Annotated in this window: 17 protein-coding genes; 4 read left to right on the top strand and 13 right to left on the bottom strand. The window is 41.7% G+C overall.

Going from position 1 to position 22,915, the window contains the following annotated elements; all coding sequences use genetic code 11:
- Nucleotides 1-2 precede the first annotated feature (2 nt).
- The 9 genes from ilvC to WG989_RS20050 all read right to left on the bottom strand — a co-directional run bounded on the left by ilvC (nt 3) and on the right by WG989_RS20050 (nt 11,458).
- Nucleotides 3-1,487 carry a ketol-acid reductoisomerase gene (ilvC, locus tag WG989_RS20090; protein WP_340431896.1) on the bottom strand — a complete coding sequence of 495 codons (1,485 nt, stop codon included), beginning with the start codon at nt 1,485-1,487 and terminating at the stop codon, nt 3-5.
- A gap of 182 nt (nt 1,488-1,669) precedes the next feature.
- The gene (ilvN, locus tag WG989_RS20085; RefSeq protein WP_340431895.1) at nt 1,670-2,260 is read right to left on the bottom strand and encodes an acetolactate synthase small subunit; all 591 of its coding nucleotides are present in this window, start codon (nt 2,258-2,260) and stop codon (nt 1,670-1,672) included.
- Nucleotides 2,261-2,312: 52 nt separating this feature from the next.
- Nucleotides 2,313-4,061 (bottom strand): biosynthetic-type acetolactate synthase large subunit, encoded by a 1,749-nt coding sequence (ilvB, locus tag WG989_RS20080; RefSeq protein ID WP_340431893.1) that lies wholly within the window; start codon nt 4,059-4,061, stop codon nt 2,313-2,315.
- A gap of 59 nt (nt 4,062-4,120) precedes the next feature.
- Nucleotides 4,121-5,803: a dihydroxy-acid dehydratase gene (ilvD, locus tag WG989_RS20075; protein ID WP_340431891.1), complete on the bottom strand. Its 1,683-nt coding sequence runs from the start codon at nt 5,801-5,803 to the stop codon at nt 4,121-4,123.
- Between the two features lie 163 nt (nt 5,804-5,966).
- On the bottom strand, nt 5,967-6,890 hold the full coding sequence (gene ilvE / locus WG989_RS20070; RefSeq protein ID WP_340431889.1) for a branched-chain-amino-acid transaminase: 924 nt from the start codon (nt 6,888-6,890) through the stop codon (nt 5,967-5,969).
- A gap of 274 nt (nt 6,891-7,164) precedes the next feature.
- A complete protein-coding gene (leuB, locus tag WG989_RS20065) occupies nt 7,165-8,280 on the bottom strand; it encodes a 3-isopropylmalate dehydrogenase (RefSeq protein WP_340431888.1) in 1,116 nt (371 codons plus the stop codon).
- 2 nt (nt 8,281-8,282) lie between these two features.
- Nucleotides 8,283-8,870 (bottom strand): 3-isopropylmalate dehydratase small subunit, encoded by a 588-nt coding sequence (gene leuD / locus WG989_RS20060; protein ID WP_340431886.1) that lies wholly within the window; start codon nt 8,868-8,870, stop codon nt 8,283-8,285.
- Between the two features lie 23 nt (nt 8,871-8,893).
- Nucleotides 8,894-10,294, bottom strand: coding sequence for a 3-isopropylmalate dehydratase large subunit (gene leuC, locus WG989_RS20055; protein ID WP_340431885.1), 1,401 nt, complete (start codon nt 10,292-10,294; stop codon nt 8,894-8,896).
- A 3-nt stretch (nt 10,295-10,297) separates the two neighbouring features.
- On the bottom strand, nt 10,298-11,458 hold the full coding sequence (locus WG989_RS20050) for a 2-isopropylmalate synthase (RefSeq protein WP_340431884.1): 1,161 nt from the start codon (nt 11,456-11,458) through the stop codon (nt 10,298-10,300).
- Between the two features lie 153 nt (nt 11,459-11,611).
- Between WG989_RS20050 and WG989_RS20045 the strand changes: the two genes are divergently transcribed.
- Together WG989_RS20045 and WG989_RS20040 are read left to right on the top strand one after the other, a co-directional pair.
- Nucleotides 11,612-13,201, top strand: coding sequence for a hypothetical protein (locus tag WG989_RS20045; protein ID WP_340431883.1), 1,590 nt, complete (start codon nt 11,612-11,614; stop codon nt 13,199-13,201).
- Nucleotides 13,202-13,231: 30 nt separating this feature from the next.
- Nucleotides 13,232-15,289 carry a penicillin acylase family protein gene (locus WG989_RS20040; protein ID WP_340431882.1) on the top strand — a complete coding sequence of 686 codons (2,058 nt, stop codon included), beginning with the start codon at nt 13,232-13,234 and terminating at the stop codon, nt 15,287-15,289.
- Between the two features lie 151 nt (nt 15,290-15,440).
- On the opposite strand, the gene WG989_RS20035 is transcribed toward WG989_RS20040, so the two are convergent.
- Genes WG989_RS20035 through WG989_RS20020 form a run of 4 tightly spaced genes read right to left on the bottom strand, consistent with a single transcriptional unit; the run spans nt 15,441 to nt 19,047 of the window.
- Nucleotides 15,441-16,049: a hypothetical protein gene (locus WG989_RS20035; RefSeq protein ID WP_340431880.1), complete on the bottom strand. Its 609-nt coding sequence runs from the start codon at nt 16,047-16,049 to the stop codon at nt 15,441-15,443.
- Between the two features lie 3 nt (nt 16,050-16,052).
- Nucleotides 16,053-16,595: an RNA polymerase sigma factor gene (locus WG989_RS20030; RefSeq protein ID WP_340431879.1), complete on the bottom strand. Its 543-nt coding sequence runs from the start codon at nt 16,593-16,595 to the stop codon at nt 16,053-16,055.
- Nucleotides 16,596-16,603: 8 nt separating this feature from the next.
- Nucleotides 16,604-17,455: a hypothetical protein gene (locus WG989_RS20025; RefSeq protein ID WP_340431878.1), complete on the bottom strand. Its 852-nt coding sequence runs from the start codon at nt 17,453-17,455 to the stop codon at nt 16,604-16,606.
- Nucleotides 17,456-17,496: 41 nt separating this feature from the next.
- Nucleotides 17,497-19,047 (bottom strand): hypothetical protein, encoded by a 1,551-nt coding sequence (locus WG989_RS20020; RefSeq protein WP_340431877.1) that lies wholly within the window; start codon nt 19,045-19,047, stop codon nt 17,497-17,499.
- Nucleotides 19,048-19,244: 197 nt separating this feature from the next.
- Between WG989_RS20020 and WG989_RS20015 the strand changes: the two genes are divergently transcribed.
- Both WG989_RS20015 and WG989_RS20010 read left to right on the top strand, forming a co-directional pair.
- Nucleotides 19,245-19,766 carry a hypothetical protein gene (locus tag WG989_RS20015; RefSeq protein ID WP_340431876.1) on the top strand — a complete coding sequence of 174 codons (522 nt, stop codon included), beginning with the start codon at nt 19,245-19,247 and terminating at the stop codon, nt 19,764-19,766.
- Between the two features lie 216 nt (nt 19,767-19,982).
- On the top strand, nt 19,983-22,907 hold the full coding sequence (locus tag WG989_RS20010; RefSeq protein WP_340431875.1) for an FAD-binding and (Fe-S)-binding domain-containing protein: 2,925 nt from the start codon (nt 19,983-19,985) through the stop codon (nt 22,905-22,907).
- Nucleotides 22,908-22,915: the final 8 nt, after the last annotated feature.

Genomic DNA, 22,915 nt, shown 5'->3' with positions numbered 1-22,915 from the left:
TTTTATGCGGGTGTATTGATCACTTTCATATCCGTCATTGCTTTACGCAATACAGCGCCTACTTTTTCAACAGGGTGTGAACGGAGAATATCATTTACAATGATCAGTTCTTTGTTATCAACGCCGGCATCTTTACCATCGTTGAAATTTTTACCGATCACATCTGTATCAATGGTTTTCATGAATTCTTTCAGCATTGGTTTTGCTGCATGATCGAACAGGTAGCAACCGTACTCTGCGGTATCAGAAATTACACGATTCATTTCAAACAACTTCTTACGTGCAATCGTATTAGCGATCAACGGTGTTTCGTGCAATGATTCGTAGTAAGCAGATTCTGCTTTAATACCTGACGCCACCATGGTTTCAAAGGCAAGCTCAACACCTGCACGTACAAACGCAACGAGTAACAACCCATTATCAAAATATTCCTGTTCAGAAATTTTCGCTGATGTTGGTGCTGTTTTTTCAAATGCAGTTTCACCGGTTGCTTTGCGCCATGTAAGCAAGTTCTTATCATCATCCGCCCAGTCTTTCATCATAGTTGATGAAAACTCACCGCTCATGATATCGTCCTGATGTTTCTGGAACAATGGACGCCAGATATTTTTAATTTCAGTTGACAGCTCAAATGCTTTGATCTTTGCCGGATTTGATAAACGATCCATCATAGCAGTAACACCACCATGCTTCAACGCTTCTGTTACCACTTCCCAACCGTATTGAATCAGTTTTGATGCATACGATGGTTCAATCCCTTTCTCCACCATTTTATCGAACGCAAGGATAGAACCTGTTTGCAACACACCACACAAAATGGTTTGCTCACCCATGAGATCCGATTTTACTTCGGCAACAAACGATGAACGCAACACACCTGCACGATGACCGCCCGTTGCAGCAGCATATGCTTTTGCCTGGATCAAGCCTTTTCCTTCAGGATCATTCTCCGGATGCACAGCGATCAACGTTGGTACACCAAAGCCACGTTTGTATTCTTCACGCACTTCAGTACCTGGACATTTCGGTGCTACCATGATCACCGTAATATCTTTACGGATCTGTGTACCTTCTTCAACAATATTAAAACCATGTGAGTACGACAAAGTAGAACCTTGTTTCATCAACGGCATAATTGCTTTAATTACTGCAGTATGTTGTTTATCGGGAGTTAAGTTCAATACGAGATCAGCAGTAGGAATCAATTCTTCATAAGTGCCAACAGTAAAACCATTCTCTGTTGCATTTTTCCATGACGCACGTTTTTCAGCAATTGCTTCTTTACGTAACGTGTACGAAATATCCAATCCTGAATCACGCATGTTCAAGCCTTGGTTCAAACCTTGTGCACCGCAACCAACGATGACGATCTTTTTTCCCAATAACGCATTCACACCATCCGCAAACTCACTACGATCCATAAATTCACATACGCCAAGCTGGTTCAACTGTTCCCTGAGCGGAAGTGTGTTAAAGTAATTTGCCATTTTCGTTTCTCTTTTTTTGTTTTGCCTTTGCTCAACAGAGCAAAGAGTTTAGATTTAAGATTTAATTTTTATGTTATCAGCGACTTCAATTCTTATCATCTTCTGTTGCGTCGCACTCTTCAGCGTTTTTAATTCTGTTCCTCATCCAACCAATCCCACAAATCATGGTTCAGACGTGGATGTTACATTTCAAACACCTCTTCACCCTTATCCAAATATTCATTCTCGATCACTTCTTCACTTGGCTCTCTGTATTCAAACTCTTTCAACTTATTGTGGAAGCCATCACTTGCTTTAATGATCGCCACTCTTGCACTACGTACAAACTCAATTAATCCATAAGGTTCCAGCACTTTAATGAACGCATCTGTTTCATCACGCTGACCACTCACTTCAAACACTGTATAATCTTTGCGAATCACAACTGCTTTCGCTCCATGTTGACTTAACAGGCGCTCTACTTTTACATGCTCCGCTATAACATCCGTTGGCACTTTGTACATAGCCAACTCCTGCCAAATGATCTCTTCGTTGGTGTTGTAATACGCTTTCAATACTTCAACCTGCTTTTCGATCTGGCGACAGAGTTTGCGAACCACTTCTTCTGTTTCGTTGATCACAATTGTGAAACGATGCACACTGTCGACTTCACTTGGTGATGTATTTAAACTTTCAATGTTTATTTTCCGTTTGGAAAAAAGAATAGCGATACGGTTCAATAAACCGATCTGGTTCTCTGTGTAAACTGTTATGGTGTATTCCTGTTTTTGCATATGCTTTGTTTTTACTAAACCGCCTGCAGGGTTTGCAAACGCTGCGGGGTCTTTAGATTTCTTCTTTACTTAATACGATTTCTGATACGCCTCTTCCCTGTGGCACCATCGGGAATACATTGTTTTCTTTACCAACCATTACTTCCAGCAAATAGCTGCCTTCATGGTCGATCATTGTTTTCAATGCTGACTTCAATTCTGAACGCTCACTGATGCGTTGTCCGTCGATGTAATATCCTTTTGCCACAGCAACAAAATCAGGACTGGTGATATCAACAAACGAATAACGCTTTTCATGGAACAGTTGCTGCCACTGGCGCACCATACCTAAGAACTGATTATTCAGAATAATAATTTTCACGTTTGGTTTAAACTGCATGATAGTTCCTAACTCCTGTATTGTCATTTGAAAACCACCATCACCGATAATGGCAACGGTTGGTCTTGATGGATCACCATACGCTGCACCAATTGCTGCAGGCAATGCATAACCCATTGTACCCAAACCACCACTGGTGATATTACTTTTCGTTTGATTCATTTGTGCATAACGGCAAGCAACCATCTGGTGCTGACCAACATCCGTTACAATAATTGCATTGCCGTGTGTCAACTCGTTCAATGCTTTGATCACTTCACCCATTGTAAGAATATCTGTTGCCGGGTTCATTTCAGGATCAATACACAAGGATTGCTCTTTCGCCATGCAATCATGAAACTTCTGTAACCATTGCGGATATACTTTGCTTTCAACCAATGCAGTCAGCATCGGCAATGTTTCTTTACAATCGCCCCAAACAGGAACTGTTGTCTTTACATTCTTATCAATTTCCGCAGGATCAATATCGAGATGAACAATTTTTGCCTGCTTGGCATATTTATCTAAACGACCGGTTACACGATCATCGAAACGCATACCAACAGCAATCAACACATCACATTCATTCGTCAGTAAATTCGGGCCGTAGTTACCATGCATACCCAGCATACCAACACCTAAGGGATGATCTGTTGGAATTGCACTCATACCCATGATGGTCCATGCTGCAGGAATACCGGCTTTTTCAATAAAGGCTTTGAATTCTTTTTCTGCTTTACCAAGAATAACACCTTGTCCGAAGATCACGAAAGGACGTTCTGCTTCATTAATAAGCTTTGCTGCTTGTTCAATATATTCTTTCCGCACAATTGGTTTTGGACGATAGCTGCGGATATGCTCACATTTTTTATATCCTTCGTAATCGAATAATTGCAGCTGTGCATTTTTTGTAATATCGATCAACACCGGACCTGGGCGACCACTACCTGCTATGTAAAATGCTTTTGCTAATGCAGCCGGAATTTCACTTGCATCTGTTACCTGGTGATTCCATTTGGTAACAGGCGTAGTAATGTTGATCACATCTGTTTCCTGGAATGCATCGGTGCCTAACAAATGTGCAAACACCTGTCCGGTGATACATACTAATGGAGTTGAATCGATCATCGCATCAGCTAACCCTGTTACAAGATTTGTTGCACCGGGGCCACTTGTTGCAAACACAACACCCGTTTTACCACTTGCTCTTGCAAAACCCTGTGCTGCATGAATAGCACCTTGTTCGTGACGAACAAGAATATGTTCTAAACGATCATTGTAATCATACAATGCATCATAGATCGGCATAATTGCACCACCCGGATAACCGAAGATGGTCTTTACGTTTTCATTGAGCAAAGCATCTAATACAGCTACACTTCCACTTACGGACTTTGTTGCTTCTGTTTGCTTTTTCTCTTCTTTTATTGTGAGTGTTTCCATTTCACGTTTATTTATTGTTGCTTTTTAAAGCTGAATGTTGTTATTGTTTTTGAAAGGGCCTACGCCTCATCTGTTACGCAACCTTGTGAAGCATCCTTCACGCACATTGCATATTTATACAATACACCTTTCTTTTCTTTTAATGCAGGCTGCTTCCAGTTTTTACGTCTTTCTGCTATCACTTCGTCAGCTACTTTCAGGTTGATCTTATTGCTGGTTGCATCCAGTTCAATGATATCATCATCCTGCACCAATGCAATTAAACCACCTTCAAATGCTTCCGGAGTGATGTGACCGACGACGAATCCATGTGAGCCACCACTAAATCTTCCATCAGTGATCAATGCAACATCTTTACCTAAACCGGCACCTGTAATGGCTGAAGTTGGTTTCAACATTTCCGGCATACCCGGTGCACCTTTCGGTCCTTCATATCTGATAACTACCACATCACCTTTTTTCACTCTGCCATTTGCTATACCTGCCACCAGATCTTTTTCACCATCAAATACTCTAGCAGGTCCCTCAAAACGTTCGCCTTCTTTACCACTGATCTTTGCTACACTGCCTTTTTCAGCAAGATTGCCATACAATATTTGTAAGTGACCGGTTACTTTCAACGGAGCTTCTAATGGGAAAATAATTTTTTGTGTATCGAAATTTATCGGCGCAATGTTTTCTAAATTTTCTGCAACTGTTTTACCGGTTACTGTCAAGCAATCGCCATGCAGCAACCCTTTTTGTAATAAGTATTTCATTACAGCAGGCACACCGCCATGTGCATGTAATTCCTGCATCAGATATTTTCCGCTTGGTTTAAAATCTGCCAGCACCGGCGTTTTATCACTGATGCGTTGGAAATCATCCTGCGTTAATTCTACGTCTACACTTTTCGCCATAGCGATCAAATGCAAAACAGCATTGGTGCTTCCGCCAAAGATCATGATGGTAACAATGGCATTTTCAAAAGCCTTCTTCGTCATGATATCTTTTGGCTTAATATCTTTTTCTAACAAAACCTTTATTGCTCTTCCTGCATCTAAACACTCATTCTTTTTTTCATCACTGATTGCAGGATTTGATGAGGAGTAAGGTAAGCTCATACCCAGCGCTTCAATTGCAGAAGCCATGGTATTTGCTGTGTACATACCACCGCATGCACCTGCACCCGGGCAGCTATGTTTTACCACTTCTTTAAAATCTTCGGGCGTAATCGTGCCTGCCAATTTTTTACCCAATGCTTCAAATGCAGAAATAATGTTGAGTTCTTCTCCTTTATGATGACCCGGCGCAATTGTTCCGCCATACACCATAATAGAAGGACGATTCAAACGACCCATCGCCATAATAGCACCCGGCATATTTTTATCACAACCCGGTAATGCAATTAAACCATCATAATAAAATCCGCCGCAAACACTTTCAATACTGTCTGCAATGAGATCACGGCTTACCAACGAATAACGCATACCGTCCGTACCATTGCTGATACCATCACTAATACCGATTGTATTAAATATTAAACCAACGAGATCATTCTTCCACACACCTTCTTTCACGACCTTTGCAAGATCATTCAGGTGCATGTTACAAGTGTTCCCATCGTAACCCATACTTGCAATACCCACCTGTGCTTTTTTCAGATCATCTTCTGTTAAGCCAATGCCATACAACATGGCTTGTGCAGCCGGTTGTGTTTCATCCTGCGTTAATACTTTTGAATACTTGTTTAATTCAGCCATTTTATTTTTGTTATCGTCTGTTGTTATTCTATTTAGCTTCTGTTGCGTCGCACTCTTGTACGTTCTGTAATTCTATTTTTCTTATCAAGCGTTCCTACGGAACGCAAATACCATCGCCCCTATTTTTGCTACCGACCAATTGTCCCTACGGGACATAATATTATTAAGCTAATGCCTCTTCTTTCTTTGCGCCTTCGTGTCTTTGCGGCAATACACTTTCTATTACAAGATTCTTATAAGCTAATTGAATTTTCCGACTCGCTGAATCATTCCACTTCAATGGAAACTTGTAATCATCCAAACTATCAAACCCAATTACCTCTGCTGCAGTGCCGCAATAAAAAACAGCATCTGCACTTTTCAACTCATCTATTGTAAAGATCTTTTCTTCTACTTCTATTCCTAATTCAGCACACAATTCAAACACGGTTGCTCTTGTAATACCGGGAAGGATATTCCCTTTTGCCGGTGTAAAGAGCTTGCCATCTTTTTCATAAAACAAATTAGCACCTGGCGCTTCTGCAACATTGCCGTTCATATCGAGCAGCAATGCTTCATCAAAACCTTTTGCTTTTGCTTCATGACTGGCGAGCAATGAGTTTACATAATGACCTGCTGCTTTCGCTTCGATCTTGAACGCCTTCGGATTGGGGCGTTCAAATGAACTGGTCATGATCCGTAACAACTTATCGCCAAGAAACGGTTGCATGGCCCACACTTCAATTACAAGAAACGATTGTTCATTCTGCACAAAACTCATATTTGCCGGAGCATAAACTACGGGACGTATATATGCATCCTGCAGATCATTTCGCTTCAACACTTCGTATGTAACAGCAGTTAACTCTTCTGTTGTCCAGTGATAGGGAAGGTTCACTAACTCAGCCGAACGTTTTAAACGATCGTAATGCTCTTTGGCTTTGAAAATTTTCGTTTCACCATTCACTGTTTTGTACGAACGGATACCTTCAAACACACTGTAGCCATAATGAAAACTCTGACTGTAGAGGTCCATTTTTGCTTCTGCTGCTTTTACATACTCACCGTTGAGATACAAAATCGTTTCACTGTTGTAATAAGTTGCCATACACTTTTTCCTTTTGTAGCGGTAATAAAAAAACCCGCCTCTTTTGGAGGCGGGTCGTTATGTTAATTCGTTTTGTTTGTTACATACAACTTGCACCTCCGTTGATCGCAGGAATAATAATGACTACCACAATAATTAGTGTGGTTAAACTGAGTACATTATATATGCTGCTTTTCAACATCGTTGTTTGTTGTACAACGAATATACCGCCTGAAATTTAATAAACAAAGAACTAATTGATTTTTTGCACAGGTTTTTGGCTCACTATCGTTCGCTAAATAATCGTCGACTTACGCAACTCAATATTCTCTTTCTTCACAGAACCGGGAATTTTGCCCGATACATAATCGCTGATGAGATCACCAATGGTACTGGTAAAATAAAAATTCACCGGATCAATATCTTTTGTAACAAAATTGTTTTGGAGTGTCCAGTCAACTGCTTCACGGATCACCTGCGCTTCCGCATGTAAACCAAAATGATCGAGCAACATCGCAGCTGATAAAATTGAGCCTGTTGGGTTGGCAATATCTTTTCCGGCAGCTTGCGGATACGAACCATGAATGGGTTCAAACAATGCCGTTCCGTTACCAACAGATGCAGAAGGCAACATACCTAATGATCCGCTTAATACACTTGCTTCATCGCTGATGATATCACCAAACATGTTTTCCGTTAATACAACATCAAACTGTTTGGGGTTTAAGATCATCTGCATGGCAGCATTATCAACAAACATATAGTCAATGGTAATATCGCTGTACTGCGGTGCAATTTCCTGCACCACTTTGCGCCACAGTCTTGATGTTTCCAATACATTGGCTTTATCGATCAGCGTTACTTTCTTCTTCCTGTTCTGTGCATACTTGAATGCAAGATGTGTAATGCGTTCGATCTCCGGACGTGTGTAATAACATTCATCGCTTGCACTGTTTCCATCTTCACTGGTTGACTTCTTACCAAAATAAATACCACCGGTCAACTCACGGAAGATGACGCAATCAACACCTTCCAATTGTGAAGGTTTTAAAGGTGATAAATGTTGTAGCGTTGGATAAGTAGTAACCGGACGAATATTGGCAAACAACTGTAATGCTTTGCGGATACCGAGAATACCTTGCTCCGGACGAACCTTTGCAGAAGGATCATTATCATACTTGGGGTGACCAACCGCACCAAACAAAACAGCATCACTGTCTAAACAAATGTCAACTGTTTCCGACGGTAATGCTTCGCCTGTTTTGTCAATCGCATCGGCACCGATCAATGCTTCTTTATAATGAAATATATGTCCGTATTGATGTGCAATGGCGTTTAATACTTTAATGGACTGGGCCGTTACTTCAGGACCAATCCCATCTCCGTTTAATATAGCGATCTTTTTTTCCATGATCAGGCAATTGTGTTTTCGTAGTTTATAATATCTTCTTTTATACTCAGCAAATAATCAATATCATCATACCCGTTGATCATGCATGTCTTTTTGTATGCATTGATCTCGAACGATTCACTTTCACCCGTAGCATCAATCGTAATGGTTTGTGCTTCGAGATCGATGGTGAGCGTTGCTTCATTCCCCAATGCAAAAATGGTTTGAAGAAAAGGTTCCGAAACGGTTACAGGCAATACGCCATTATTGAGTGCATTATTCTTAAATATATCTGCAAAGAAACTGCTCACTACTACGTTGAAACCATAGTCCTGGATCGACCATGCAGCATGTTCCCGTGATGAACCGCAACCAAAGTTTTTGGCGGCTACTAAAATTTCGCCTTTGTATTGCGGTTGATTCAATACAAAATCTGGTTTGGGTTTTGTTTCATCATCGTTTTCATAACGCCAGTCACGAAACAGATTTTTACCAAACCCGTCTCTTGTAGTTGCTTTTAAAAATCGTGCAGGGATGATCTGATCCGTATCAACATTCTCAATGTTAAGTGGAACAAACCGGCCCGATATCGTTGTAAATGCTTTTGCCATTATCAATTATTCATTATCTGTTATCAATTCAAAAATTCTCTTACATCCCCTACTTTGCCGGTGATGGCTGCAACAGCTGCTGTTAACGGACTTGCCAGCAATGTTCTTGCACCTGCACCTTGCCTTCCTTCAAAATTTCTGTTGGAAGTAGAGATGCAATATTTACCTGCAGGAATTTTATCTTCATTCATACCGAGACATGCACTGCAACCCGGCTGACGTAACACAAATCCTGCTTCTTCAAATACTTTGTCAATGCCTTCTGCTTTTGCCTGCGCTTCTACTTGTTTACTTCCCGGAACGATCCATACTTCCACATCATCGGCTTTCTTCTTTCCTTTTACAAATGATGCAACCATACGCAGATCTTCAATGCGACTGTTGGTGCAACTGCCAATGAAAACATAATCCACTTTCTGTCCTTTAATCGGTGTGCCTTCCTGCAAGCCCATGTAGGCAAGTGATTTGCTTAAACCCGATTTATCATTCTCATTGATGGTAGCAGCAGTAGGTATTGTTTCATTTACACTGATGCCCATGCCCGGATTTGTTCCGTACGTGATCATTGGTTCAATATCGGCTGCATTGATATTGATTTCTTTATCGAATATTGCATCTGCATCGCTGAACAATGTTTTCCAATGCGCCAACGCTTTGTCCCAAGCTTCACCCGCCGGAGCAAATGTTCTTCCTTTTATATAGTTGAAGGTTGTTTCATCGGGCGCAATCAAACCACAACGTCCGCCCATTTCAATACTCATATTACAAATGGTCATGCGTGCTTCCATACTCAATGAGCGAATAGCACTTCCTGCAAACTCCACTGCATAACCGGTGGCACCGCTTGCTGATATCTGCGCAAGGATGTACAACACGATATCTTTCGATACAACACCTTTGTTTAATTCACCTTCCACGTTGATGCGCATCAGTTTTGGTTTGCTTTGCAGCAAACATTGCGTACTCAACACCATTTCCACTTCGCTGGTTCCAATACCAAATGCAATAGCACCAAACGCACCATGCGTGGATGTATGACTATCACCACAAACAATCGTTGAACCGGGTTGAGTAATTCCCAACTCCGGACCAATAACATGCACGATGCCTTGATACGGATGTCCCAAACCATATAACTCCACGCCATGTTCACCACAATTTTTGATCAATGCTTCCACTTGCTTACGGCTCAACTCTTCTTTAATAGGTAAATGTTGGTTGAGTGTTGGTACATTATGATCGGCTGTTGCAACGGTTTGCTTCGGACGAAAAACTTTGATGCCTCTTTTATTCAAACCGTTAAACGCCTGGGGGCTGGTTACTTCGTGAATAAAATGTGTGTCGATGTATAAAACAGAAGGACCGCCTTCAATGGTTTTCACCACGTGACGTTCCCAGATTTTTTCAAATAATGATTTCGCCATGCTTTAAACTGTTATTGCAATTTGTTCTGCTAAGGTTTTTAAATCGGCATCTTCCACTTCTTTCTTTGAATCAGCCAGTGTAAGAAAACGCTCATACAATTCATCTACCTGGTTACGATCGAAACTGTAACCAAGATTCTTAAAACGGTACGCCAATGCACTGCGGCCACTCCTTGCCGTTAGTACGATCTTCGAAGTATCGGCACCCACTTCCTCCGGCGCAATAATTTCGTAGGTAGTAGCTTCTTTCAAAAATCCATCCTGATGAATACCAGATGAATGAGAGAATGCGTTATCACCCACTACTGCTTTGTTTGGCTGTACCACCATACGCATGGTTTCGCTTACCAGACGACTCATCGGTAACAATTGCTTGGGATCAACGTTTGTAAACAACTCGAGTTCCGGATGTTTGCGAATCGTCATCACCACTTCTTCCAGCGAAGTATTACCGGCACGCTCACCAATACCATTGATGGTGCATTCGATTTGTCTTGCACCGGCAATAGCACCTGCAATAGAATTCGCAGTTGCTAAACCAAGATCGTTATGACAATGGCAGGAAAGAATTGCTTTATCGATATTGCTTACATTGTTCATTAAGTAAGCCATCTTTTCTGCATACTGATGCGGCAAACAAAAACCGGTTGTGTCGGGGATGTTTACTACCGTTGCACCGGCAGCAATCACCGCTTCTGTCAATTGCGCCAAAAATTGCAGGTCTGCACGACCTGCATCTTCGGCATAAAACTCAACGTCGGGTACATAATTACGGGCAAGTCTTACAGCATTAACGGCACGTTGAAGTATTTCTTCCCTGGTGGAATTGAATTTGTATTTAATGTGATTGTCAGACGATCCGATTCCGGTGTGGATACGTGGACGAACAGCCGGCTTCAACGCCTCGGCTGCCACTTCAATATCTTTTTGCACCGCACGGGTTAACCCGCACACGGTTGCATTTTTTATTACTCTGGAGATCTGGTTCACACTTTCAAAGTCGCCCGGACTTGAAATCGGAAATCCCGCTTCAATAATATCAACGCCTAATGCTTCCAGTTTTAATGCCAGTTCTACTTTCTCTGTAGTGTTTAACTTGCATCCCGGCACCTGCTCTCCGTCTCTGAGAGTGGTATCAAAAATGAACACTTGTTTGTTGGCCATATCAATCTTTAATGGTGTAAAAAAATGCAGGTTCGCTCACTTCAATTGATTGTCAAGGTCAGAAGTAAACAACCTGCGCCATAAAATTATTTCAGTTAGAAGCGGCCTGCAAACCTTATTTCATGTATTTTACGACAGATAAGAGATGCCCTTTTGACGAAAACCCTTGACAGCAAAGGATTACAGCAGAAACGAATTACGATGCCCAACCGATCGACCGATACAACCTTCCAACTGGTAAAGTCGCTTGAAAAGAGCGAAAAACGCAATTTCAAGCTCTATGTGAAACGAAACTCCGCCGATTCAACCTTAAAGATCACCCAGCTTTTTGATGCGATGGACAAAATGGAGGAGTATGATGAGGCTACTCTCCTGCGCAAAAACCAGAGCATTACCAAACAACAGTTATCGAATTTAAAGGCTTATTTATACCGCTCCATCCTCAGCAGTCTGCGACTGATCAAGCAGGATGACAATATTACCATTCAGCTAAACGAGCAGATGGACTTTGCCCGCATCCTATATAATAAAGGACTGTACCTGCAAACCCTGAAGATCCTGGACAAGATGAAGGAACTGGCCAGGCAGTACGAGCAGATCACGTATATGCAGCAGATCTTGTTCTTTGAAAAAAAGATCGAAGCACTGTACATTACCCGAAGCATGCAGGACCGGGCCGAGAAATTATCGAAAGAATCAGTTGCGGTTGAAGAACAGCTTACGAGTGTTTCCCAGCTTTCCAACTTATCGCTGCAACTCTACAGTTGGTATATTAAAAATGGCGTGGCCCGCAACGAACGGGAAGGCGACGATGTAAAAGCTTATTTTGAAAGTCATTTGCAGAGAAATGCCGAGAAGCTCACCGGTTTTTATGAGCAGTTGTATTTATATCAATCGCATTGCTGGGTAGCGTTTATTCGTCAGGATTATTTGTTGTACTACCGCTACACCCAAAAGTGGGTGGGTCTGTTTGAGAAATTCCCGGCGATGATCGAAGCTGAAACAGCTCACTACATTAAAGGGATGCACAATTTAATGAGTGCACACTTCGATTTGAGTAATGAAGCGAAACTGATCGAAACCATTGATCAGTTAGAAAATTTTACCCGACGCAAAGTGGTGCAGCAAAATGAGAACTACCGCATTCTTTGTTTTGTGTACATCTCCATTGCCAAGATCAATAAACATTTCCTGGAAGGAACATTTACCGAAGGCCTTCGACTTGTGCCGCATATTGAGGAGAAACTGGATGAATACGAATTGTATCTTGACCGACACCGTGTACTCACCTTCTATTATAAAATTGCCTGTTTGTATTTCGGCAGTGGTAATAATGAAAAGGCCATTGAATATTTGAACAAGATCATCAACTGGAAAGTAGATCTGCGAACCGATCTGCAATGTTATGCACGGTTGCTGCATTTGATCGCTCATTATGAATTGGGCAATTTTGATTTGCTGGAATATTTGATCAAATCGGTGTACCGCTTTATGGGTAAAATGGAAAACCTGAGTTCGGTGGAAGAAGAGATGTTCAAATTCCTGCGCCATGCTTTTAAACTTACACCCGGCAAACTGAAACCTGCTTTTATCAAATTACTCGAAAGCATCCGCAAATACGAAGGCAACCGCTTTGAAACAAGAGCCTTTGTATATCTGGATGTGATCAGCTGGCTGGAAAGTAAGATCGAAGAAATACCGGTGCAGAATGTAATTCATAATAAATACAAACGACAGAAATAAACAGAAACCAACTTACGTTGTTATAGCAATATGAAACGATACGCAGCTTTCACCACACTACTCCTTTTTTTCGCTACTTCTCTCACTGCGCAAATAAAAATTGATCCAACTAAAATTGAAATTGTTCGTGACAGTTTTGGCGTGCCACACATTTTTGCAAAAACCGATGCAGAAGTTGCGTATGGTTTGGCATGGGCACATGCGGAAGATGATTTTAAAAGCCTGCAGGATGTGGTGTTACCCGCCAAAGGTTTAATGGGACGTGTGCAAGGCAAAGCCGGTGCTGCCGGTGATTATGCATTTGCATTGTTTCGGTGTATGGAAATAACCGAAGCTAAATGGAATACGCTTACGCCTGCTTTTCTGAAATTGATCGATGGCTATGTGCAAGGCATCAATGCATACGCAAAAGCACACCCCAATGAAGTGCTGCACAAGAAAATATTTCCGATTACGATGAAGGAATATGTTGCTTCATCGGTTCTTGCACTCACTGTTTTTAACGGCGCCGATAAAGCGTTGATGGGCATTTTCAATAATGTAATAGAAACCGATCCGGAGTTGAATAAGAAAGGAAGTAATGCGATGGCTGTGCACCCCAGCAAAACAAACACGGGTGAAGCGTTCCTGTTGATCAATGCACACCAGCCTAACACCGGATCACAAGCATTTTACGAAGCGCATATTAACAGCGAAGAGGGATTGAATGTACACGGGGGATTGCTTGCAGGTGGACCATGTATTCTGCATGGCGTGAATGAAAACCTTGGTTGGGCACACACAGTAAACTATGTTGATCGTGTTGATGTGTTTCAATTAGAAATGAATCCGGCAAATGAAAAGCAATACAAGTTTGACAATGAATGGATCAACCTTGAAGAGAAAACCATTACACTCCGCATTAAAGGAATTCCGGTTGGCGTAAAACGAAAAGTATATTGGAGTAAGTATGGAGCAACGATGAAGAACAAACAAGGCTATTTTTCTATTCGACTTGGTGCCAACATGGATATCCGTGTGCTTGAGCAATGGTATGAAATGGATAAGGCAAAAAACTTTACGGAGTTTTATGCGGCTATTAAAGATCAACGTCTATCGATGTTCAATATTACCTATGCCGATAAACACGATACCATCTTTTATGTAAACAACGGATTGATACCGGTGCGTAATCCGGCACCGAAGTACAATTGGAAATCAACGTTACCCGGCAATACTTCGCAAACATTGTGGACGGCCTTTCGAAAGTTCAGTGAACTGCCGCAATATGTAAATCCGAAAAGCGGTTACCTGTTCAACACCAATCACTCTTCGTTTTTTGCAACAGCACCTGCTGATAATTTAATCGCCGATAAATTTCCTGCTGCTGATGGTTGGGAAACCTGGCATAACAACCGCAGCATGCGTGTGGTAGAACAAATGCCTGCTGCACCATTAGATTACACAACGTTTAAACAAATCAAATTCGATAAGCAACTGCCTGCAACGCTTCGCTATCCGCATAATATTGATACGTTGTTTTTGCTGAATGAAACAGAGTATCCGTTGTATACAACACTTATTAAAAATTTAAAAGCATGGGATAAAAAAGGTACAGCCGACAGCAAAGGTGCAGCAGTATTCCTGTTAAGCTATCTGCATCTTGCAAAGAAACTGGGGGCTGGTGCAGCACGCACCATTACCAAAGCAGAAGTAGTTGAAACGTATGCCTATGTGTATGATTACATGATGAAGCATTTTAACAGCACCGACCTTACACTTGGCGATATTCAAAAATTAGTACGGGGTGATAAAGAATGGCCACTGTGGGGTTTTCCTGATCTGCTCTCTCCGCAATGGACATCGACTTACAAAGAGGGTAAGTTGAAATCAACCGGTGGTGATGGACTAATTATGTTTATCCGCTTTACAAAAAATGCATTACCGCAAATTGAAACCGTAAACATGTATGGTGCTTCTGCCAAAAAAGGGAACAAACATTTTGATGACCAAGTGGAAATGTATTTACAACAGAAAACAAAACGCATGACGTTGAATAAGGAAGAAGTGTATAAGATGGCGGAGAGGGTTTATCATCCCGGGGAATAATGTTACGGGTGATCTTGCCCAACAGATTCCTCCTTCGTCGGAAAGACAGCTTTGTTGAGCAGCGTACAACAGCTCATCTTCAGTACTAAGCCAAATCTTCCTGTCATCCTGAGGAACGAAGGATCTGTTCAACAAAAAATCATTTGATTCATCAACTCTTACTACTATCCTTCTTCGGTACAATTTTATAATCACTATCTGTAATACCTTTTACACCTCTGCTCTTCTTGGTTGAATCAGGACTTATATTTTTTTGCGGCGTAACCAACGGCGGAGTTATAACGGGAGGTGCATTTGTCTGCACAGCATTACTGTCGGGTTGTAGTAGCACAGGCCCCGTTACAGGAGCAGAGCTATCAGCAGGCAGTACAGCCGATGAGTTGATTGGTGCAGATGAATTATTCTGCGGCGCAATTGTATTGTTTGTACCCGGCGAATTGTTACGCACGGGGTTATCGTTATTGTTGGGTGTTGTTACAGGTGCAGTAATGTTTGGTTGATCGTTAGAAGTTGTTGTTTGTTTACGGTTGTTGAATAAATAAATGAGTACAATAGCAACAGCAGCAATGATGAATCCACGGTTGAGCCATGTACGTGGACCACTCGTTGGCGCAGGTGGATTGGTTGGACCATCATCTGTCGGCAAATCAATATCGAGTTGTGCTTCGATACGTGCCCAGATAGCATCCACCATATCCGGTGCCGTTAGCTGTTCCAACTTTTCGGTAATGGTTAATTCGTATGTTGCTTTTTGATTCATCCGCTATGTTATGCGACTGAGTTGTTGTTGTAATGTTTTCCGGGCTTCGCTCAGGTGCCATTTCGATGTACCCTCACTGATGTTTAGTTTCTCGGCTACTTCCCGGTGATTATAGCCTTCCACTGCATACAACACAAACACGGCATGAGTGGCAGGTGGTAATTGATGAATGAGTTTCATAATTTCATCAGCACCCATCCGTTCCAACACATTGTTACTGATCTGGGGTTCTTCCACCGTTTCCAGTTCCATGTCTTTACTGAAACGTTCTCTTGTTTTCAGGTGATCGAGCCCCTCGTTCATCACAATCCGTTTGATCCATGTTTGCAATGCGCCTTTTGTTTTATCGAACGTGTGCATGCTTTTAAAGATCTTCACAAATGCATGACTCATGATATCAGCAGCATCGGCTTCATCACGGGAGTAACGCAGGGCAATGGTCATAGCATAGTTATAGAACTGCCGGTACAACTGTTCCTGTGCCCTGCGGCTATTGCCTTTGCAATCTTCCACCAACTGATCAATATCGAGTGCTTCTGCAATCACTTCCGTTCTTAGAAATTATTGTCTTTATCTTTTTCAACATCCTGCATACGTTTTAACAGGATGGCCGATGAAACGGATGATAAAATAAGTTTGTCTCTTGCATCTAAATTATTTGCGAACCAAATACTGTTGTCGAGTATATCAATAATAGCTACTACCCCATCATCCCAACGTAATTCATAACCGGTGAGCATTGGTCCGCCAACTACTTTGGTTTCTTTCCCACTCTTCGTTGTTACTTGCTCCAGACGCAACGGACGGATAGCAATATTTTCTTTTCCATTGGTAGCATAGCCTTCTTCTTCCACATACGGACGATCAAAGATGCGGCGTGCAGTATCTCTCTTTGCATCATACTTATTCATCAACACAACCGACCATGGGTCGTTTTCTTTTGCCATGAGTGGGAGAACAGCGGCAGTAAATGCATATTCATAACGCTGTGTTGCATTCACCTGTCCGAGAAAAGGATTGTTACTTTTATAAACCAATTGATTTTCACTGAACTTTTCAGTTGCAAATACTTCGGCTACTAAATTGCCATCCTGGATCGTGTATTGAAATTTGTTGCGTTGCTTCAGGTTGCGTACATCAGTATCAATGTTGAGCACACGCAACAACATGGTTTGCGGATCGAGACTGAACTTTGTATACTGAAATGAACTGCTGAAATCCCAACCACGCTTAACTGCTGAAGTAGAAAATTCGCCGAAACTTAATTTCTGATTGATCATCCATCCATTCAATCCTTTCACCTGCATTTTGGTTGCCTGCGAGCTGAAGCTCGCAGGAACCGATACCTTGGCTGCTGTGCAGGACACTAAAAACAGCAGGGCTATGAGTGATAATTTCTGTAACATGGTTTTATTCGTTTATGAAAGTAATAAGAAATGATATTTTATCAATAGTTGTAAATGGTCTTTGTTGTAAACAAATGTTGTCCGGTGATATACGATTTGTAACGGCGGATCAACTCCACAGGATAACCTTCGCTATCATACTTATATTCGAAACTGTAGGCAACATTTACTGGATAGCTACCATAGTAAGTACGTGCCTGCCAGTTGAGATTGTTTTTTGAGCTGTTGCTTAAAAACAGATCGGGCCAGTTCATGTGTACATAAGGATTGATGCCGTTATCATGTTGGTAACTGCCGGTCTCCGTATCCTGGTTGCTGGTTCTGCTGTTATCAGAAAACAGGTTGCCATGTCTCCAGCGCTGATAATAGTTCATGGTAAGTGAAGTGTGTGAATAACTGAAATCGAAAGTTACTTCATCAAATCCATCACCGTTTGCACCATGATGTGCAATGTCTACTTCTGTTTTGCTTACGTTGAGCATATCTTCTGTAATGTGGTTAATCTTGCCGGCTGCATTGTAACGGATGCTTCTTGTACCTGCAAACACATTGCCTTCGTTATAGATGCTGATTTTTTCTACTCGTCCATCTGTGTATTCCAGATTTTCTGTTCTGGCAACAAAGGGGGTACCATCTGTTGCACGCTTCTGCATAAACTCAACTTTAGTAAGACGACCTTTTCCATCGTAGATATAGTTGTTCTTCGATTCAGCTTTATACATGTTGCCATCCCAACGTGCCGTGATCTCCGACTTCAGTTTTTTCGCTTCTTTTTCTTCACCAAATTCGTACACAATATCTTTTTTCAATTCTTCTTTTGCATAACGTTTGGTGTAAGTACCGCCCCATTTCTGCACAATAAATTCATGATGTGCCGCCTGCTTATCCAAAGTCACTGTGTTGGTACCGGGAGCAAGACTGATAAATTTTACACTCTTCAATCCATTGGCAGCATCAAATGTGCGGTACACCAACGAAGACTGTATACTGTCGTACAGGATATCGCCCACCTTTATGCGTGTACGCATTTTGATGCTGAGTTCTGTTTCTTCGGGTGTGTTGCTGTTACCAAATTCACTTGCAGCATAACCAAAATCGATGGCTTTGTCGGTTGCTTCAATTTTCAGAAAATCAGCGGCAACAACCAACGAAGTAGCAGCCGGCAATACCATCGGATAAGCCAATGGTCTATTAACCTGTGTTGCTTTGGGCGAATTGGTTATAGGCACTGCATATAATACATTACCGGTGCCCGATACGATCATGAGTTTGCTGATGCGGTACGTACCTGCGGGCAGTTCCATTTCTTCGGTTGTAAATTTTCCGTTGAAGCTGATGGCTGCCAGTTTATTGTTTACCACCAGCTCATCCTGTGCGTTCACTACATCGAACTTTGCAAACAGGTTGGCCATTGGCTGATTCGGCAAACCGGGCAATGCATCGGCCGTGATACGATACTTGTGCGAAAGACCGGGTATTGGACCGGGATCACCACCACCGGGTTGATTGGGTTCTACAGGTTTCTTACAGGAAACGAGGATAAAAAGGCTTGCGAAAAAAAGCGTGAACACGCTGCGAAATGTCTGTTTCATATTCTTTGATTATAAGGTTTATAAATGCCGTTTTTGTGGCGTTTGATAGAGATACCCCACACGGGCACAAAAGGGTTGGGTAGAAAACGGGGCGTTAACGGAATTTTAACAAATAGTTGGTTTGAGGGAAATGAGGCAGCACACTTTATATATTCCAATCCTATCTGAATCACTATTTTTGAAGATTACATTTCAGTATGACACGACTTATTTCTGGTTTTGCATTAACAATTCTTGTTTCCTGCAACCAATGGGTAAATACATATCAACCTGACACGACCCAAATCAAGTCCTTTTTTTCGCAAATCGACGACAGCATTTTGACAAAAGAAAGTTTCTTGCTTGTGGACACTGTACAAGTAAAATGGAGAAATTTATTTGTTCAAACAGCATCCTATCAAAAGGCATTATCAAGTAGCGACATTGATTTTATAGCTAACCAGATTGAACAAACTCCCGCTACTATTTGGGCAAATTCAATGTTTGACAGTGCCAGAATTGTAAGTAATTCTTACATTACTTCATTCAACAAAAGAACTGCCTGGGTACCTATCCACTATAAATTTTCATTCCCTTACTTTACAAAAGACAAGAAACATTGTATTCTTTATTATGACAAGTACTGCGGAAGCCTTTGTGCAGAGCAATCACTCAGACTTTACAAATATGAAAATGGTAAATGGATACTAATAAAGGTTCTCTTCAGTTTCGTAAGTTGATAAAACACACTTGTTGAAATGCCCCTTATTCTAAGGCGAATCTCCGGCAAGGGGTATGCCGTTATTAAAGAACGAAATTTGTTCTGATTTAAAATCACGGTGAATATTAATATTCAGTCCGTTAATTCCGCAATCATTCCCACACTCCCCTTCCACAACTAACACCCGCAAGTTTCAAACCACGTAAATTTGGGCCGCCCAACTGCAGCAGCAAACATGAACGAACGATTACAACAACTGGCCCAGCAACTCGAAGGAGAATTTTATTTCGATACCACCATGCGTACCCTCTATGCCACCGATGCGTCGGCATACCGTGAACTACCATTGGCTGTTGCCATTCCCAAAACAAAAGACGATCTTAAAAAGCTCATCACTTTTGCGCATACCAACAAGACATCGCTTATTCCACGTACAGCAGGTACATCACTTGCCGGACAAGTTGTGGGCAACGGTATTATCGTGGATGTATCGAAATACTTCACCAAGATTCTTGAACTGAACAAAGAGGAGCATTGGGTGCGAGTGCAACCCGGTGTTATCCGTGATGAATTGAACATGTTTCTGAAACCGCATGGTTTATTCTTTGGCCCTGAAACATCAACTGCCAACCGTGCAATGATCGGTGGTATGGTAGGTAATAATTCCTGTGGTAGTAATTCTGTGTTATATCGAAGCACGAGAGAGCATTTGCTGGAAGTTGATTGTTTGCTGAGCGATGGAAGCGAAACAACATTTAAAGCATTAAACATCGACGAGTTTCATGCCAAGTGTGAAGGCGAAGGATTGGAAGCAAACATCTATCGTTCTTTGCGCAGCATGTTGAGCAACTACGACAACCAGGTAGAGATACGAAAAGAATTTCCGAAGAAAACGGTGGAACGCAGAAACACCGGTTATGCCATTGATCTGTTGTTAGAAACAGCTCCATTTACTGCAGGTGAAGAAGATTTTAATTTCTGTAAACTGATTGCAGGTTCAGAAGGCACATTGGCATTGATAACCGAGATAAAATTAAATGTTGTACCGATGCCGCCGAAAGAGATCGGTTTGTTATGTGTACATTTTAATTCTGTTGATGAAGCATTACGTGCAAACCTGATCGGTTTAAAATATAATCCCGGCGCAAGTGAATTAATTGATCATTATATTCTCGAATGCACGAAAGAGAACAAGGAGCAAATGAAGAACCGCTTCTTTGTACAGGGCGATCCCGGTGCAATATTAGTGATTGAATTTGCACGTGAAACAAGAGAAGAAATTATTACAACAGCAATACAGGTAGAAGCAGAAATGCGTGCCGCAGATCTTGGTTATCATTTTCCGTTATTGTTTGGCGAAGACAGTAAAAAGATTTGGACACTGCGTAAAGCAGGTCTTGGTTTGCTGAGTAATTTACCCGGCGATGAAAAAGCAGTGCCGGTTATTGAAGACACTGCTGTTGATGTAAATGATCTGCCTGATTTTATTCGTGACTTTAATGTGATCCTGAAACAACATAATCTGTATTCGGTGCATTATGCACATGCAGGTTCAGGTGAAATTCATTTACGACCCATCATTAATTTAAAAACAGAAGAAGGCAACCGTCTCTTCCGTGTAATTGCAGAAGAGATCGCTACACTGGTGAAAAAATACAAAGGTTCTTTGAGTGGTGAACATGGCGATGGACGTTTACGTGGTGAGTTCATCAAGCAAATGGTGGGTGAAAAAAATTACCAGTTGTTGAAAGACGTGAAGAAAACATGGGACCCTGAAAACATTTTCAACCCCAATAAAATTGTTGATACACCGCCGATGGATACTATGCTGCGGTATGTACCCGGTCAGCAAACACCTGCATTTAAAACAGTGTTCCGTTTTCATAACCAGGATATTCTGCAACACGCAGAACAATGTAATGGCAGTGGTGATTGCCGTAAGACACATTTATCAGGCGGAACGATGTGCCCTTCGTTCATGGCAACACGTAACGAAAAAGAAACCACAAGAGCAAGAGCCAATATACTCCGTGAGTTTTTAACCAACTCAACCAAAGCAAACCGTTTCGATCATAAAGAAATTTATGAAGTGATGGATCTCTGTTTGAGTTGCAAGGGCTGTAAGTCTGAATGTCCAAGTAATGTTGATGTTGCAAAACTGAAAGCAGAGTTCATGCAGCATTACTATGATGCGAATGGTGTGCCGTTCCGTTCAAAGTTGATTGCCAACTTTAGCAATTCATCAAAGCTTGGCGCCATTGCACCATCGCTGTACAATTTTGTCATGACCAACAGTGCGATCAGTTCATTGGTTAAAAAAGTATCGGGCTTTGCAACAAAGCGTTCAATGCCGACGATGTATAGCACGACACTGGAAAAGTGGTGGAAGAAACAAGGCACAAGGAACAAGGCACAAGGCACAAGTGGCAAGAAGCGAGTGTATTTATTTTGCGATGAGTTTACGAATTACAACGATACACAGATCGGTATTAAAGCTGTTGAGTTATTAAATAAGCTTGGTTACGAAGTAGTGATACCTGAACATATTGAAAGCGGCCGTTCCTGGTTATCGAAGGGATTAATTCGTAAAGGAAAAGAAATTGCGAATAAGAATATTGAATTGCTACATCCGATCATTTCAGCAGATACGCCATTGATCGGTATTGAACCATCTGCCATTCTTACATTCAGAGATGAATACATTGACTTAGCAACAGATGAGAATTTTGAGAAAGCCAAACAGCTTGCAGCGAATGTTTTGATGATCGATGAATTTATTGCAAGCGAAATTGATAAAGGCAACATCAGCAAAGAGCAATTCACTTCTGCTGAAAAGAAAATTAAACTACATGGTCATTGTCAGCAAAAAGCATTGGCGGGCACAGCAGCAACCGTGAAAATATTATCGTTCCCCGAAAATTATAAAGTAGAAACCATTCCTTCCGGTTGTTGCGGCATGGCGGGTTCATTTGGTTACGAAGAAGAACATTATGAACTCTCGATGAAGATCGGTGAACTGGTACTCTTCCCTGCTGTGCGTAATGCAGCTGATGATACCATCATTGCAGCACCGGGTACGAGTTGTCGCCACCAGGTGAAAGACGGTACCGGTAAAAAAGCATTACACCCGGTGGAAGTATTGTTTGATGCGTTGAACTAATTACGTTT

This window comes from Lacibacter sp. H407 (assembly GCF_037892605.1).
In the GTDB taxonomy this organism is placed as follows: domain Bacteria; phylum Bacteroidota; class Bacteroidia; order Chitinophagales; family Chitinophagaceae; genus Lacibacter.
This window is presented reverse-complemented; position numbering and strand designations above follow the sequence as displayed.